Genomic DNA, 14,913 nt, shown 5'->3' with positions numbered 1-14,913 from the left:
AGGGCCCCCGGCATAAGCCACACGCCCTCCCCCGCAGCTTCTTCTTTTCACAAATACCGCCGGGGGAGTCCTGCAAGGACGGGGGCAGAGCCCCCCACCGCCGGCCCGGCGCCAGGCACCCCCCGGGATGGGCCCGCGCCCGCACGCAACCTCCGACCCCGAATTAATCGGCGCGACCCCGGGGCATTCTGGACTCCACCCAGGAACAAAAGGTGAATATACTGCCAGCCTGCCAAAGATTCGCCCCATCCCATGTTCGCCGAGCTGTCGATCACTTCGAATTTCACCTTTCTCACCGGGGCATCCCACCCCGAGGAGTTCATGCAGCGTGCCGCGCGCTGCGCGCTCTCGGCGATTGCCATCGCCGATGACAATTCCGTCGCCGGCATCGTCCGCGCCCATACCGAGGCGCGCGAGATCGCCCGCGCGGTCAGGCAACGCCAGGCCTTCGACGCCGCCCACGGCCTGATCGGCCCGCCGGCGCCCGAACCGGCCCCGCCAGACCCGCTGCGCCACGCCCTGCCGCGACTGATCCCCGCCGCGCGGCTGGTCTTTACCGATGCCCCGCCGATCACCGCCCTGGTGCAGAGCCGCCGGGGCTGGGCCGGGCTCTGCCGGCTGCTCTCGCGCGGCCGGCTCAGGGCGGAAAAGGGCAGCTGCATCCTGTATCTGGCCGACCTGCTGGAGATGGGCGCCGAAGGTCTCCACCTGGCGCTCCATGGCCCGCCAGGGGCGCAGGTCGCACCGCCCGGCGCGGGCGCGTGGTGGCCACAGTCGGAGCAGCTGACGCGCCGCTTCGGCGGGCAGATGTCGCTGCTGATGGCGCCGGCCTATGACGGCGCCGATGCCGCCCGCTTCGACCATCTCGCCAGCCTCGCCGCGAAACTGGGCCTGCCCACGCTCGCCTCTGCCACGCCGCTGATGCATGCCGGGCCGCGCCGCCGGCTGGCCGATGTGCTCAGCGCGATCCGCGAAGGCACCACGGTCGAGGCGCTCGGCGCCCGCGCCCAGCCCAACGGCGAACGCCGGCTGCGCTCGGAAGCCGAGATGCTGCGGCTGTTCCGCGGCCATGAGGCCGCCGTCGCCCGCGCCGGCCGGCTGGCGGCGGCCTGCACCTTCTCGCTCGACGCGCTGCGTTATGAATATCCGTCAGAGATCGCCGCGGGTGAAACCCCGGCCGGGCGGCTGTCGCGGCTGGCCCACCAGGGGCTGCGCTGGCGCTATCCCGAAGGCGCGCCCGACAAGGTGCGGACCATGCTGTCGCACGAACTTCAGCTGATCTCGAAACTGAACTACGCGCCCTATTTCCTCACCGTCCGCGACATCGTGGCCTTCGCCCGCGAACGAAACATCCTCTGCCAGGGCCGCGGTTCCGCCGCCAATTCCGTGGTCTGCTTCTGTCTCGGCATCACCTCGGTCAGCCCCGAGATCGGCACCATGGTCTTCGAGCGGTTTGTCTCCGAGGCGCGCGACGAGCCGCCCGACATCGACGTCGATTTCGAGCATGAGCGCCGCGAAGAGGTGATCCAGCACATCTACGACCGTTACGGCCACCACCGCGCCGGGCTCTGCGCCACCGTGATCCACTATCGTGGCAAACGCGCCATCCGCGAGGTCGGCGCCGCCATGGGGCTCAGCCAGGACACCATCGGCGCCATGTCCTCGCAGCTCTGGGGGTTCTGGGGCGCCGATGGCTTGCAGGACCAGCGGCTGCGCGAGATCGGGCTCGATCCGACCGATCCGCAGATCCGCCTGACCCTCTCGCTGATGCAGGAAATCATCGGCTTTCCCCGGCATCTGAGCCAGCATGTCGGCGGCTTCATCGTCACCGAGGGGCGGCTCGACGAGCTGGTGCCGATCGAGAACGCCAGCATGGAGGACCGCACCGTCATCTGCTGGGACAAGGACGATATCGACAGCCTCGGCATCCTCAAGGTCGACGTGCTCAGCCTCGGCATGCTCACCTGCATCCGCAAGGCCTTCGACCTGTTGCAGACCCACACGGGGCAGGGCTGGGAGCTCGCCACCCTGCCGCCCGAGGATTCCAGGGTCTACGACATGCTCTGCCGCGCCGACAGCATCGGCGTCTTTCAGGTGGAAAGCCGGGCGCAGATGAACTTTCTGCCGCGGATGAAACCGCGCTGTTTCTACGACCTGGTGATCGAGGTGGCGATTATCCGCCCGGGGCCGATCCAGGGCGACATGGTGCATCCCTACATCCGCCGCAGGAACGGCGAGGAAACCGTCTCCTTCCCCTCCGACGCCCTGGGCGAGGTGCTGGGCAAGACGCTGGGCGTGCCGCTGTTTCAGGAGCAGGCGATGCAGATCGCCATCGTCGGCGCCGGGTTTACCCCGGAAGAGGCCGACCGGCTGCGCCGGGCGCTCGCCACCTTCAAGAAGAACGGCAATGTCGGCGATTTCCGCAGCCGCTTCATGCGCGGCATGAAGCGGAACGGCTATGACGCGGATTTCTCCGAACGCTGCTTTTCCCAGATCGAGGGCTTCGGCTCTTACGGTTTCCCCGAAAGCCATGCCGCCAGTTTCGCGCTGCTGGTCTATGCCTCGGCCTGGATCAAGTGCCACCACCCCGGCATCTTTGCCTGCGCCCTGCTCAACTCCCAGCCGATGGGGTTCTATGCGCCATCGCAGATCGTCCGCGATGCCCGCGAACACGGGGTGGTGGTGCGGCCGGTCTGCATCCAGTCGAGCTACTGGGACAACGTGATGGAACCCGACGGCCGCGGCGGGTTGGCACTGCGGCTGGGGTTTCGCCAGATCAAGGGGCTGGCCGAGGAGGATGCCGGCTGGATCACCGCCGCACGCGGCAATGGGTATCGGTCGGTGCGCGATGTCTGGCGCCGCGCCGGGCTGACCGCGCCGGTGCTGGCGCGGTTGGCCGAGGCGGATTGTTTTGCCGAGCTGATGCGCCGGCGCGAGGCGCTCTGGGAGGCCAAGGCGCTGACCGCCGCCAAGGCGCTGCCGCTGTTCGACGGCGATCTCGACGGCGAGGCGATCGACGAGCCCGAGGCCCGCCTGCCGGCGATGACCCTGGGCGAGGAGGTGGTGGAGGATTACGTCGCCCTGCGCCTGACCCTGCGCGCCCACCCCCTGGCGCTGCTGCGCGACCGGCTGACGCCGCCTGCCGGCTGAGCCGGCCAGCGGCGGGCCGCGCCTCCGGTCCGGGCGCCGCCAGCACACAGCCATGCAAACCTTTGTGACCTCAGCCTAAGCACCGGACAAGTGCCCGCGAAGCTGCTACACTGAATCTGCCTCAGGGTTTCGGACACCGAAACCACCCTGTCCGGACCCTCCTGTTAGCAACTGGCGGAAGGACGACATCATGACTGAGACAATCGGCAACCCGCTCTCCTGGTCGGCCCAGGCCCTTGGCAAGGGCCTCACATCGACCGGCGAGATCGTCGAGGAGCTGCATCCACACGAAACGAGCCCCATCGTGATCCGCGATATCGACATTGGCGACCTGCGCATCGCCTTGTCCAAGGGGTACGAGGATTTCCTCGCCATGCGCACGGATGTGATGTGGATCGTGCTGGTCTATCCGGTGATGGGCTTTGTCCTGGCGTGGTTCGCCGCGACCGAGAGCCTTCTGCCGCTGCTCTTCCCGCTGGTGTCGGGCTTTGCGCTGCTCGGCCCGGTGGCCGGCGTCGGACTCTACGAGATGAGCCGGCGGCGCGAGGCCGGGATGACGCCGCGCTGGCGCGACGGCTTCGGTGTCGCCTTTTCCCCTGCCGCGGCGCCCATGGTGGTGCTGGGCGGCTATCTGATGGCGCTTTTCGTCGCCTGGATGATGACCGCGCTGGTGCTGTACAACGCGACGCTCGGGCCGGCGGCACCAACCTCTGCCAGCGCCTTCGTCACGGATGTATTCACGACCACGGCAGGGCTTCAGATGCTGGGCTTTGGCCTGGCGCTGGGGTTTGTCTTTGCCGCCCTGGTGCTGATCACCGCACTGATCTCCTTTCCGATGCTGGTTGACCGGCGGGTCGGCCTGCCGCTGGCGGTCGCCACCTCGGTCGAAGTGGCCTGGCGCAATCCGATCACGGTCGCCGTCTGGGGCATGATCGTCGCGGCGCTCCTGACGCTGGGCTTCGTCACCCTCTTCGTCGGGCTGATCTTCGTGCTGCCGATCCTCGGCCACGCCACCTGGCATCTCTATCGCCGGGCGGTGGCGCCGCCGGAACCCGCCGCCAAGGCGCCGGTCTCCGAGGCCTAAAGCGTTTCGACATTAACCTGAGACCTATCCGGCAGCCTTGAAATAGTTCCAGCACTCCGTTGGTTCGTAGAGATTGCAAATTGATCCGATTGCCTCAAAGACCTCAGTGAATGTTCTTGCGCCGATGCGTCGGAGGTGAGCTTTCAGCTTGGAGAAGGCTTGTTCGATGGGGTTCAGATCGGGTGAGTATGGGGGCAGGTACAGGAACCAACACCCGGCGTCGCGCATGGCCTTGGCGGCAGCGGCATTCTTGTGGGTGGCAAGGTTGTCGAGGATCACGACAGTGCCGGGTTCCAGTTCCGGCACCAGCACCTTTTCGACGTAAGCGGCAAATGCCGGGCCATCCATCGCGCCCTTGATGACCCAGGGCGCGATCAGCGCGTCTTGGGTCAGCCCCGCGATCAGCGTCTGCGTGCCCCAGCTGCCAAAGGGGGCGTCCATTGTCAGGCGCTCGCCTCGCTTTGCCCTGCCGCGCAGGCGGGTCAGGTTCGTCTTCACTGCCGTTTCGTCAATGAAGACAACGCGTTCAGGAAAGACCGAGACGGCGGGAAGCCGATGCCTGAACCAATCGACGCGCTGATGTCTTACCTTGGCGCGGCGGCGCTCGGCGGCGACCAGCGACTTTTTTTGTACGTGAAACCGAGCCGGGACAGCAGGTTGGCAATGGAAGAATGATGCACCCGCACGCCCTCGGCATCGGCCAGCGCATCGCGCAGCTCGAAGAGCGTGATGTCGGGGTCTTGCGCGACCAACTCCTCAAGGAAACCCTGGTGCGGCGCCAGCTTTCCCTTGCCGCGTGGAGGTCCCTGGGGAGCCGGTCCCGCATGACCTTTGGTCCGCACCTGACGCGCCCACCGTGCGCCAGTGGCCGGTGACACCTTCAGACGCAACGCTGCCGCACGCCCGCTTAATCCTTCCTCAATATATCTCTGAAACCGTTTCCGAAGCGCCGCAGGCAAAGGTGCTGACATGATCCATCCTCCCAATGAGGATGATGATGTGGACGCCGCTGCGAGCTCAGCGCCAGATGTGGTGCGGAGTACCACGCAAAAGCAGGAAAGGAGCGTTCCGATGAACATAGCAACAATTGGATTGGACTTGGCTAAGAGTGTCTTTCAGGCACATGGCGTGGATGGGGCCGGGAAGACCGTTCTGGTGAAGAAGCTGCATCGTAAACAGATGCTCCCGTTCTTCTCGAAGCTGCCACCCTGCCTGATCGGTGTGGAAGCTTGTGCCACGGCGCATCACTGGGCTCGGACGTTGATCGCCATGGGCCATGACGTGCGGATCATGCCGCCGTCTTACGTCAAGGGATACGTGAAGCGCGGCAAGAGCGACGCTCTGGATGCCGAAGCGATCTGCGAGGCCGTTGGGCGTCCGACGATGCGGTTCGTTCCTGTGAAGACGGTAGAACAACAGAGCATCCTGATGGCGCACCGGACCCGATCGCTACTCGTGCGCCAACGAACCATGGCCGCGAATGCGCTTCGCGCGCATTTGGCCGAATATGGCCTTGTCGCAAATCCGGGCATCGCCAATCTGGTGAAGCTGGCGGATCGGGCATTTGCCGATGAAGCCCTGCCAGCCTATGCCCACCGGGCGCTTGAGATCCTGATCCGCCGGATCGCTGAATTGACCGAAGAGATCGGCGCACTGGATCAGGACCTGAAGGCCTGGCATGCCGGGAACGAGGCAAGCCGCAGGCTCGCGGCCATCCCCGGCGTCGGTGTGATCACCGCGACCGCCCTCGCAGCGACCGTTACGGACCCGGATCAATTTCGCTCCGGCAGACAGTTCGCTGCCTGGCTTGGGCTCACGCCGCAGCAGCACTCAACAGGTGGCAAGACCCGGCTTGGCGGCATCTCGAAACAGGGCGACCGCTATCTCAGGCGATTGCTGGTCGTCGGGGCCACGGCAGTCATGCGGCACGCCAAGCGAAACCCGACGCCGATGACGGACTGGGTGAACGGATTGCTGGAGAAAAAGCCGTTTCGGCTTGTTTCTGTCGCGCTCGCAAACAAACTCGCCCGCATCGCATGGGTACTGCTCACGCGCGGCGAGACCTACAGGCCCTACGGGCGACCCGTTTGACAGCACCGGCCGAAACCAGATTGGCAATGGCAGTCGATGATGCGTAACGATCGAGCCAAAGGTGAAGCAAACCCGTCTGATTCAACGCGCCTCCAAAGCGCGCCAGGTTGATCAGGGACCTCACCGGCGGATTTCCATCAGGGCCAGCGGCAGAAGACAGCCGCGCAAGCAGGCCGGACATATGAAAGCAACCGATCACCGCAACCGACAAAATCAACCCTTGCCATAGGCGGCGTCCACATATGAATCACATCTGATGCCTCAAGGGAATCCCTCGCGATTCAGATTCAAGCCGAAACGCTTTAGCTCTCGCCCAGCTTCGGCGCGCCCTTGCCCAGCGCGAGGTCCGCGCCGGAGAACCGGAACGGCGAGCGTACACCCGGCACGCCATCCGCCTCGATCTGCATGCCGCGGGCCTGAACCTGCGGGTCGGCCATGACCTCCGCCATGTCATTGATCGGCCCGGCCGGCACGCCCTGCGCCTCGCAGGCGGCCAAAAGATCGGCCTTGGCCCAGCGCGCCGTCGCGGCGCCCAGAAGTTCGGTCAGGGTTTCGCGATGATCGAGCCGGTCGGCATTGGTGGCAAAGCGCGGGTCGGGCCCCAGCTCGGGCAGCGCCAGCAGATCGCAGAGCCGGCGGTATTGCGCGTCATTGCCGGTGGCGATGATGATATAGCCGTCGGCGCAGTCAAACACCTGATAGGGCGCCAGATTCACATGCGCGTTGCCCATCAACCCCGGCGCCCGGCCGGTGCTGAGGTAATTCATCGCCTGATTGGCCGTCACCGCCACCGCACAATCCAGCAGGCTCATGTCGATCCACTGGCCCGCGCCGGTCTGCCCGCGCTGGTGCAGCGCCGCCAGGATGGCGGTGGTGGCATAGACGCCGGTGAAGATATCGGTGATCGCCACCCCGGTCTTTTGCGGCTGGCCGCCCTTTTCGCCGGTGATCGACATCAGCCCGGACATGCCCTGGATGATGTAGTCATACCCGGCCCGATGGGCATAAGGCCCATCCTGCCCGAAACCGGTGATCGAACAGTAGATCAGGCCGGGATTGACCGCGCGCAGCGCCTCATAATCCAGCCCGTATTTCTTCAGCCCGCCGACCTTGAAGTTCTCGATGACGATATCGGCTTCGGCCACCAGCTCGCGCACCCGGGCCTGGCCCTCTTCGGTGCGGAAATCGACGATCTCGCTGGTCTTGCCGCGATTGCAGGCGTGGAAATAGGCCGCCGATCTTTCGCCGTCGCGCTCGATGAAGGGCGGGCCCCAGCGGCGGGTGTCGTCGCCCTCGGGGCTTTCCAGCTTGAGCACCTCGGCGCCGAGATCGGCAAGGGTCTGACCGGCCCAGGGGCCGGCCAGAATGCGTGCAAGCTCGATGACCTTGAGCCCGGCAAGTGGGCTCATGCGTCGCCCAGTTTCTCGTCCAGGATCGCCTGGAACTCGGAATAGGGCATGTTGGTGTAAAGCTCGCCGTCGATCACGAAAGAGGGAGTGCTGCTGATGTCATCCGCCTTGGCGTTCTCTTCGAACCAGGCCACCAGGGTGCGGGCCTTGTCGCCGTCCTGAAGACAGCTTTCCAGCGCCTCGTCGTTCAGCCCGGCCAGGCGGCCGATCTTGCGCAGCTCGCCGACGATGGTCGCAGGATCGCCCGAAGCCACCCAATCGCTCTGTCCCTTGTAGATCAGATCGGTGATGCCAAAGAACCGCTCTTCACCGCCGCAGCGCGCCACCATCGAGGCCCAGAGCCCGTAGCGGTCGAAATAGACCTCGCGGTAGACGAACTTGATCTTGCCGGTGTCGATGTAATCGGCCTTGAGGTTCTTGTAGGGGCCGGCGTGGAAATTGGCGCAATGCGGGCAGGTGTAGCTGGCATATTCGATCACCGTCACCGGCGCATCCTCGGCCCCCAGCACCATCTCCTTGATGGTCGAGGTATCGACATCCTCGGAGGCTTCCTGCGCGTCGAGCGCACCGGCCGGGATGGCCGTGCTGCCAGCGCCCTGATTGAGCAGCCACCAGCCGCCGCCGGCCAGCAGCACAAGCGCCAGAAGGGAGGCAGGGATCATACGCTTCATATCTTGTTTCCTCTCGGGATCTTTCATGTCTTGGCCTTGGATAGAACGTTCCGGGCAAGGGCTTCAAGCGCCCCGCGAAGGCCTTCGTCGGTCACATTTTCGGCATAGGACTGCGCTTCGGCGGCGATTTTCGGGTCCGGCGGCGGTGGCGTCTTGGCCTGCTTGCCATAAGTGAACTGCGCCTGCCCCTCGGCAAAACCGGTGGGCGCGGTCTGGGTGATCTTGATGCGCGCGATGGCGTTGTAGCCATAGACCGCGTTGACCCGCTCGCGCAGCCGGTCTTTCTGCATCTCGAGCATCGGCGCATTGGCGCCGGTGGTCAGCAGGGTCAGCGTGGCGCCGATGCCGCCGCGCCCGAAAGAGACATTCACCGGCCGGGCGATTTTCGCGATATCCGCGCCGGCGACCTCGGGCCAATGCGTGAGCAGCCGGGTTTCGGCAAAGCCCCGGCTTTCGCTGGCGCGCTGGATACGCTGGCTCAAAAGCTTGGATGTGCGGGCAAAGCCCCTTGTCGTCGCTCTTCGCTGCGGCACGATTGACTCCCTCTCGCTGGGGCTATTCTAGTGTCCCGCGCGCCCTGCGCCAGCAAAACCCGACTTATGCACAGCTTCCTGAGATATTCGTGAACAGCCGCCCTCTCCGTCAATGCCCCGCGCCCCGGCACGAGGCGCGCAAGCGCCCGGCCCGACCTCGGACGGGTGGTGCCGCCAAGCGGCACAGGTCGTCGCAATCGCTTTGCGCGAAGATGCCTGCAATCCCTGCGGGAGGCCGCGCTTCCCTGGCCGGAAAAGGCCGCCGGGGATCGGGTGCCCGCCATGCGTGATCCCGCGACCCTGAGCGCCGATCTGCTTTCCTGGTACGACCGTCATGCCCGCGCCATGCCCTGGCGCGTGCCCCCCGCCGCGCGCCAGGCCGGCACCCGGCCCGATCCCTATCGCGTCTGGCTCTCCGAGGTCATGCTGCAACAGACCACCGTTGCCGCGGTGCGCGACTATTTCCACCGTTTCACCGCGCGCTGGCCCGAGGTCACCGATCTGGCCGCCGCCGCGGACGCCGATGTGATGGCGGAATGGGCCGGTCTCGGATATTACGCCCGCGCCCGCAACCTGCTGAAATGCGCCCGCGCCGTCGTTGCCGAACATGACGGACGGTTTCCGGCCGATCACGCCGCCCTGCTCGCGCTGCCCGGCGTCGGCCCCTATACCGCCGCCGCCGTCGCCGCCATCGCCTTTGACCTGCCGGAAACCGTGGTGGACGGAAATGTCGAGCGGGTCATCACGCGGCTGCACGACGTTCACACGCCGCTGCCTCAGGCCAAGCTCGAGATCACCGCGCTGGCCCGGACCCTCACGCCGCAGGCCCGGCCCGGCGATTACGCGCAGGCGATCATGGACCTCGGCGCCACCATTTGCACGCCGCGCAATCCGGCCTGCGGCCTCTGCCCCTGGCGCGACGATTGCGCCGGGCGGTTGGCGGGCAGCGCCACCGACCTGCCGAAAAAGACCCCGAAAAAACCCAAGCCCATCCGCCACGGCATCGCCTATATCGCCCGCCGCGTCGATGGTGCCTATCTGCTCGAACGCCGCCCCGACAGCGGCCTTCTGGGCGGAATGCTCGGCTGGCCGGGATCGGACTGGAACGAAGCCCCGGGCGAAGACCCGCCGATCCGCGCCGAGTGGAAGGCGCTCAACACCGAGGCGCGCCATACCTTCACCCATTTCCACCTGCGCCTGACGGTCAAGACCGCGCTGGTGCCGATGGACCGCGCCCCGGCCCGCGGCGAGTTTCACGAAGAGTTTCGGCCCGGCGACCTGCCAACCGTCATGCGCAAGGCCTTTGATCTGGCGCAGAAGTGAGGCATCCGGGAGAGCTGTGAAATGCTCCTCGAGCGGCGATGCGTGGCGGCCTTCGGCCGCGCTCGCGCGCTTGAAGCTCTGCAAAGGGCCGCTCGGACCCGAAACGAAAAGGCCCCCGCGATGCCTCGCGAGGGCCCGGATTTCAATTCACGTCAGGCGGCTTACTTGCAGCGCCACCAGTAGATCGCACCGCCCAGCGCCGCGCCGATGATCCAGGCATAGCCGGTGAGCGCACCCAGCGCCGGCACCCAGACCGTGGCCACCGAGAACACCGCGCCGATGCCAAAGGCCACCAGCGCATTGTCATGCCAGCCGTTGCCGTAGTGATAGGCACCACCCGACATGTTGTAGAGTTCGTCGCGGTTCAGCTTCTGCCGGCGGATCAGGTAGTAGTCGACCACCAGGATGCCATAGAGCGGTGCCAGCGTCGCGCCCAGGGTGTTGACGAAGCCGGAGATGCCGATCTCGCTGATCACTGCGGTCCAGAGCCCGCCGATCACCAGGGCAAAGCCCGAAGTGATGAGCCCGGCCTTGCGGAACCCGATGGTCTCGGGCGCCAGGTTGGCAATGCCGTTCACCGCCGGAATGAAGTTGGCCACGAGGTTGATGCCCACGGTGGCGGCAAAGAAGGTCACCGCCGCGATGATCCCCAGAATCACGCTATCGGTACGCCCGACGATCTCGGTCGGGTTGATGATCGCCTCGCCATAGACCACGGCGGCACCGGCGGTCGTCAGCAGGGCCAGCGCCGAAAACAGGATCATGTTGAACGGCAGCCCGGCGAGGTTGCCCTTGACCATGGCGCGCTTGTCCTTGGCATAGCGCGAAAAGTCCGAGAAGTTGATCATCACCGCCGCGAAATAGGCCACCATGGTGCCGATAATGGCGACAAAGCCCGCGAACTCGGTGCCCCAGGTGCCTTCGGGGTTGGCGAAAATGGTCTGCGCCTGGCTCAGCAGCTGGCCGTCGGACTTGATCCAGAGGACCACCACAAGCCCGATCATCACCGCATAGACAAAGGGGCCGGCAATGTTCAGGAAACCTTCGACCCAGCCCATGCCGCGCCAGAAGATGACGATGTGGAACCCCCAGACCAGCACAAAGGACAGCCAGTCTACGGCCGTCAGCCCCAGCATCTCGGCCCCGCCGGTGATCCCGGTCAGCGAGCGGATCAGCAGCGCCAGGGCGGTCGAGGCGAAATAGACCTGCACCCCGTACCAGAACACGGCCACCACGGCGCGCAGCACCGCCGGCAGCTTGGCACCCTGGGTGCCCATGCTGGCGCGGGCAAAGACCGGATAGGGGATGCCGTATTTCTCGCCCGCCGCGCCCGACAGGTTGACGAGGAACATCACCATCAGCCCGGCGGTGATCAGCGCGGCAAAGGCGGTCCAGCCGCTGACCCCGTATGAGATGAACAGCGAGGCCACCAGCGAATAGCCGAACAGCGACTGGATGTCGTTGGCCCAGACGTTGAAGATGGCGAACCAGCCCCAGCTCTTTTCCTCTGCCGTGACCGGGCGCAGCGCGTCCTCGTCGGCGATCATTTCGGTGTGTGCGATTGTGTCCATCAGCGTGTTCCCTGTTGCTGTGCCGGGCCTGGAGACCCCGTGTCGCCCTGTGCGGACTTTTCTTTCGGCAAAGCTGTTGATTCAGCAAATACCGCATATAACATGTTAGATAGAATGCTTCCCCAAGGGCACCATGACAATCACGAAGGGACTTTCAGCCTATGTTTGAAAATGCGGCGCTCGGAATCTGGACCTCCTGCCCATGAAAACGGCAGTTTCGACCCCGGCCCGCAATGGCAGCGGCGCCCTCACCCGCGCGGCCCATGAAACGCTGCGCGCGCATCTGCACGATGGCCGGCTTCGTGCCGGCGCCTTCCTGTCGATGCCGATGCTGGTCGAGACCCTCGGGCTGCCGCTTGCGGCGGTGCGCGAGGCGGTCAAACGAGCCGAGGCAGCGGGCCTGGTGACCGTGGTGCCGAAACGCGGCATCGCGGTGATGGAGGCCGACGCCGACACCACCCGCGAATGCCTCGACCTGCGGGCCGTGCTCGAGACCGAGGGCGCGCGGCGGCGGTTGCTGTGCGCCGGTCCGCCCGACCTGACCGAATTGCGCCGGCAGCATGAAGAGATGCTGGCCCGCGCCCGCCAGAGCCTGGCCAACGGCCTGCCGCGCCAGGCCATCGCCGTCGATCTGTCGTTGCACGACCGCCTGTCGGGCTGGCTCGATTCGGCGCTGATGACGCAGCTCTATGCAGACAACCGCAGCCGCATCGCCATCATCCAAAACGTCCGCCCCTTTCTGCCCGACCGGATCGTGCCGGCGATGGAGGAACATCTGCGGATCATCGCCGCGCTCGAAGCCGGCGACATCGGCCGGGCGACAGAAGCGATCCGCCAACACCTGCACCAGACCATGCGCTGGTGGGGGGTGGAGCCGTGACGCAACGAAAGCCGGCCGCCGGCCCCGCCGCTCTGGCCCCGACGGGGGGCGGCGCCCTATAGTTGCCGCAATGGCGTGACAGAACCGCGCCGACAGTGATGACCGCGCCGATGACACAGACCAAGACGCCAACCGGCCTGCGTGCCGCCCTGCCCTTCTGGGCCTCTTTTCTGCTGGTCCCGCTGGCCTGGGTCTCGGCCCTCTGGGGCGGATGGGCGGTGTTCTTGTTGCCGCTCTGCACCTGGTATCTGTTCTCGGCGCTCGACGCGCTCACCGGGCTGAACCTCGACAATGCCGATCCCGCCACGCCGGAGGCGGCGCTGGGCTGGTACAAGCGCCTCACCCTGCTCTGGGTGCCGGTGCAATTTCTCACCCTCTACGGGCTGATCTGGTATGCCCCCCGCGCCGACCACCTGGGCACGCTCGAGCTGATCGGGCTCTTTGTCGGCGTCGGCGTGCTCACCGGCACCATCGGCATCAACTACAGCCACGAACTGATGCACCAGCGCAGCCGGCTGGAGCGCTGGCTGGGCGACATCCTTCTTGCCATGGTGCTTTATTCGCACTTCCGCTCGGAGCATCTGCTGGTGCACCACCGCTATGTCGGCACCCCGCGCGACCCGGTGACGGCGCGCTACAACGAGAATTTCCACCGCTTCTTTCCGCGCGTGCTGCGGCAATCGCTGAAATCCGCCTTCAAGGCCGAGGCCGCCATGCTCGCCCGCAAGGGCAAGCCCTGGCAGGACCGCGCCAACCCGTTCTGGCGCTACTGGGCGCTGCAAGTGCTGATGCTGGGCCTTGCCGTGCTGCTCTCCGGCTGGGTCGGCCTCGGCCTCTTCGTGCTCCAGGCTTTCATCGCGATCTGGCAGCTCGAACTGGTGAACTACGTCGAACACTACGGGCTGACGCGCAAACATCTGGGCGCGGGCAAATACGAACATGTCCAGCCCCGCCACAGCTGGAACGCGGCGCAGAAGGCGTCGAACTGGCTGCTGATCAACCTGCAACGGCATTCGGACCACCACTACAAGCCCGACCGGCGATTTCCGCTGCTACAAACCTATGGCGAAGACGAGGCGCCGCAGCTGCCCTACGGCTATCCGGTGATGACCATCGCCGCCCTGATCCCGCCGCTCTGGCGCCGGGTGATGAACCCCCGCGTGCGCCTCTGGCGCCGGACCTTCTATCCCGAAATCGAGGACTGGCGCCCCTACAACAAGGCGCTCAACCCGCCCCCGCGTTAGGCCGCGGATCGCTTCCTGGGGCGATGCAATTCAGCCGGCAAACTCTGTCTTGGCATAGCCCTGCACAAAAAGCAGCGCGGTCAGATCGCCATGATTGATGCGAATGTCGCATTCCGCCGCCACCACCGGCTTGGCATGCAGCGCCACCCCGGCGCCGGCGCGATGCAGCATGCCCAGATCGTTGGCGCCGTCGCCCACGGCGATCACATCCGCCTCGGAAATCTCCAGCCGCGCGGTGATCTCTTCCAGCGCCTGGACCTTGGCCTCGCGGCCGAGGATCGGCCGACCGACCTCGCCGGAGAGCGCGGCATCGGCCACGATCAGCGTATTGGCGCGGTTCTCATCAAAGCCGAGCTGTTCGGCCACCCGGGCGGTGAAGGCGGTGAACCCGCCGGAGACCAGCGCGCAATAGGCGCCATTGGCCTTCATCGTCGCGATCAGCGCCGGGCCGCCGGGCATCAGGGTGATCCGGCTGTCCAGAACCTGCGCGATGATCGCCTCGGGCAGACCTTTCAGAAGGCCGACCCGTTCGGTCAGCGCACCTTCGAAATCCAGCTCGCCGTTCATCGCCCGCGCGGTGATCTCCTTGACCCGCGCACCGACGCCGGCCTCGTCGGCCAGCTCGTCGATGCATTCCTGCTGGATCATGGTGCTGTCCATGTCGGCCAGGAGCATCTTCTTGCGCCGCCCCGCTTCGGGCTGGACCACCATGTCGATGCCAAGCGCCTGCATGTCCTCCCAGACCTGCCAGCGGTTCTCCGGCAGGGTCTCGAGCGGGAATTCCGCCGCCTCGTCGGGGGCGAGCCATTGCAGCGCGCCGCCCCCCCAGGCATTGCGCAGGGCCTCGGCGGCGGCGGGGTCCAGCTGGCCGGGTCTGGCGATCAAAGTGGTGACATACATGGCGGCACTCCTTGCTTGCGCCTGCCCCTACCCCAGCGCGCGGCGAAACGCCACTGC

The 14,913-nt window shown here is 66.0% G+C and carries 12 protein-coding genes; 6 read left to right on the top strand and 6 right to left on the bottom strand.

The genetic code is table 11. The features are described 5' to 3' along the window. Nucleotides 1-252 precede the first annotated feature (252 nt). Both AC0J5K_RS00640 and AC0J5K_RS00635 read left to right on the top strand, forming a co-directional pair. On the top strand, nucleotides 253-3,150 hold the full coding sequence (locus AC0J5K_RS00640; RefSeq protein ID WP_274566257.1) for an error-prone DNA polymerase: 2,898 nt from the start codon (nucleotides 253-255) through the stop codon (nucleotides 3,148-3,150). Between the two features lie 190 nt (nucleotides 3,151-3,340). Then, entirely contained in the window at nucleotides 3,341-4,234 is an 894-nt protein-coding gene (locus AC0J5K_RS00635; RefSeq protein ID WP_048529067.1) for a DUF2189 domain-containing protein, read from the top strand. Between the two features lie 24 nt (nucleotides 4,235-4,258). On the opposite strand, the gene AC0J5K_RS00630 is transcribed toward AC0J5K_RS00635, so the two are convergent. Then, a protein-coding gene (locus AC0J5K_RS00630) for an IS630 family transposase (protein WP_420398614.1) occupies nucleotides 4,259-5,205 on the bottom strand; the annotation gives its coding sequence in 2 pieces (ribosomal slippage) (nucleotides 4,259-4,861 and nucleotides 4,864-5,205; 945 coding nt in all). A 100-nt stretch (nucleotides 5,206-5,305) separates the two neighbouring features. Here AC0J5K_RS00630 and AC0J5K_RS00625 point away from each other — a divergent pair. After that, on the top strand, nucleotides 5,306-6,325 hold the full coding sequence (locus tag AC0J5K_RS00625) for an IS110 family RNA-guided transposase (RefSeq protein ID WP_074838651.1): 1,020 nt from the start codon (nucleotides 5,306-5,308) through the stop codon (nucleotides 6,323-6,325). A gap of 302 nt (nucleotides 6,326-6,627) precedes the next feature. Here AC0J5K_RS00625 and AC0J5K_RS00620 read toward each other — a convergent pair whose 3' ends face one another. The 3 genes from AC0J5K_RS00620 to AC0J5K_RS00610 are packed head-to-tail and all read right to left on the bottom strand — an operon-like array spanning nucleotide 6,628 to nucleotide 8,938. Next, on the bottom strand, nucleotides 6,628-7,734 hold the full coding sequence (locus AC0J5K_RS00620; RefSeq protein ID WP_048529065.1) for a CaiB/BaiF CoA transferase family protein: 1,107 nt from the start codon (nucleotides 7,732-7,734) through the stop codon (nucleotides 6,628-6,630). After that, a complete protein-coding gene (locus AC0J5K_RS00615; protein WP_074837466.1) occupies nucleotides 7,731-8,405 on the bottom strand; it encodes a DsbA family protein in 675 nt (224 codons plus the stop codon). Before AC0J5K_RS00615 ends, AC0J5K_RS00620 begins: the two co-directional genes overlap by 4 nt. Nucleotides 8,406-8,428: 23 nt before the next feature. Beyond that, nucleotides 8,429-8,938, bottom strand: coding sequence for a DUF721 domain-containing protein (locus AC0J5K_RS00610; protein WP_274563622.1), 510 nt, complete (start codon nucleotides 8,936-8,938; stop codon nucleotides 8,429-8,431). A 282-nt stretch (nucleotides 8,939-9,220) separates the two neighbouring features. Between AC0J5K_RS00610 and mutY the strand changes: the two genes are divergently transcribed. Further along, nucleotides 9,221-10,261: an A/G-specific adenine glycosylase gene (gene mutY / locus AC0J5K_RS00605; RefSeq protein ID WP_074837464.1), complete on the top strand. Its 1,041-nt coding sequence runs from the start codon at nucleotides 9,221-9,223 to the stop codon at nucleotides 10,259-10,261. 161 nt (nucleotides 10,262-10,422) lie between these two features. Here mutY and AC0J5K_RS00600 read toward each other — a convergent pair whose 3' ends face one another. Further along, complete coding sequence (locus AC0J5K_RS00600; RefSeq protein WP_048529058.1) at nucleotides 10,423-11,832, bottom strand: NCS1 family nucleobase:cation symporter-1; 1,410 nt, start codon at nucleotides 11,830-11,832, stop codon at nucleotides 10,423-10,425. Nucleotides 11,833-12,034: 202 nt separating this feature from the next. Here AC0J5K_RS00600 and AC0J5K_RS00595 point away from each other — a divergent pair, with 202 nt between their 5' ends. Continuing rightward, nucleotides 12,035-12,712 carry a GntR family transcriptional regulator gene (locus AC0J5K_RS00595; protein WP_074837463.1) on the top strand — a complete coding sequence of 226 codons (678 nt, stop codon included), beginning with the start codon at nucleotides 12,035-12,037 and terminating at the stop codon, nucleotides 12,710-12,712. Between the two features lie 110 nt (nucleotides 12,713-12,822). After that, nucleotides 12,823-13,956: an alkane 1-monooxygenase gene (locus AC0J5K_RS00590; protein ID WP_420398613.1), complete on the top strand. Its 1,134-nt coding sequence runs from the start codon at nucleotides 12,823-12,825 to the stop codon at nucleotides 13,954-13,956. 30 nt (nucleotides 13,957-13,986) lie between these two features. Here the strand turns inward: AC0J5K_RS00590 and serB are convergent, their stop codons facing one another. Beyond that, a complete protein-coding gene (serB, locus tag AC0J5K_RS00585; protein WP_074837461.1) occupies nucleotides 13,987-14,856 on the bottom strand; it encodes a phosphoserine phosphatase SerB in 870 nt (289 codons plus the stop codon). Nucleotides 14,857-14,913 lie beyond the last annotated feature (57 nt).

It is taken from the genome of Marinovum sp. E3, from assembly GCF_055755275.1.
Note: the sequence above shows the minus strand (reverse complement) of the source record. Positions and strands in the feature narration are given on the sequence as shown.

Bases quoted from the DNA above. Each gene is read 5' to 3' on its own strand.
- AC0J5K_RS00640 (WP_274566257.1), top strand. From the start codon at position 253: ATGTTCGCCGAGCTGTCGATCACTTCGAATTTCACCTTTCTCACCGGG.
- AC0J5K_RS00635 (WP_048529067.1), top strand. From the start codon at position 3,341: ATGACTGAGACAATCGGCAACCCGCTCTCCTGGTCGGCCCAGGCCCTT.
- AC0J5K_RS00625 (WP_074838651.1), top strand. From the start codon at position 5,306: ATGAACATAGCAACAATTGGATTGGACTTGGCTAAGAGTGTCTTTCAG.
- AC0J5K_RS00620 (WP_048529065.1), bottom strand. From the start codon at position 7,734: ATGAGCCCACTTGCCGGGCTCAAGGTCATCGAGCTTGCACGCATTCTG.
- AC0J5K_RS00615 (WP_074837466.1), bottom strand. From the start codon at position 8,405: ATGAAGCGTATGATCCCTGCCTCCCTTCTGGCGCTTGTGCTGCTGGCC.
- mutY (WP_074837464.1), top strand. From the start codon at position 9,221: ATGCGTGATCCCGCGACCCTGAGCGCCGATCTGCTTTCCTGGTACGAC.
- AC0J5K_RS00600 (WP_048529058.1), bottom strand. From the start codon at position 11,832: ATGGACACAATCGCACACACCGAAATGATCGCCGACGAGGACGCGCTG.
- AC0J5K_RS00595 (WP_074837463.1), top strand. From the start codon at position 12,035: ATGAAAACGGCAGTTTCGACCCCGGCCCGCAATGGCAGCGGCGCCCTC.
- AC0J5K_RS00590 (WP_420398613.1), top strand. From the start codon at position 12,823: ATGACACAGACCAAGACGCCAACCGGCCTGCGTGCCGCCCTGCCCTTC.
- serB (WP_074837461.1), bottom strand. From the start codon at position 14,856: ATGTATGTCACCACTTTGATCGCCAGACCCGGCCAGCTGGACCCCGCC.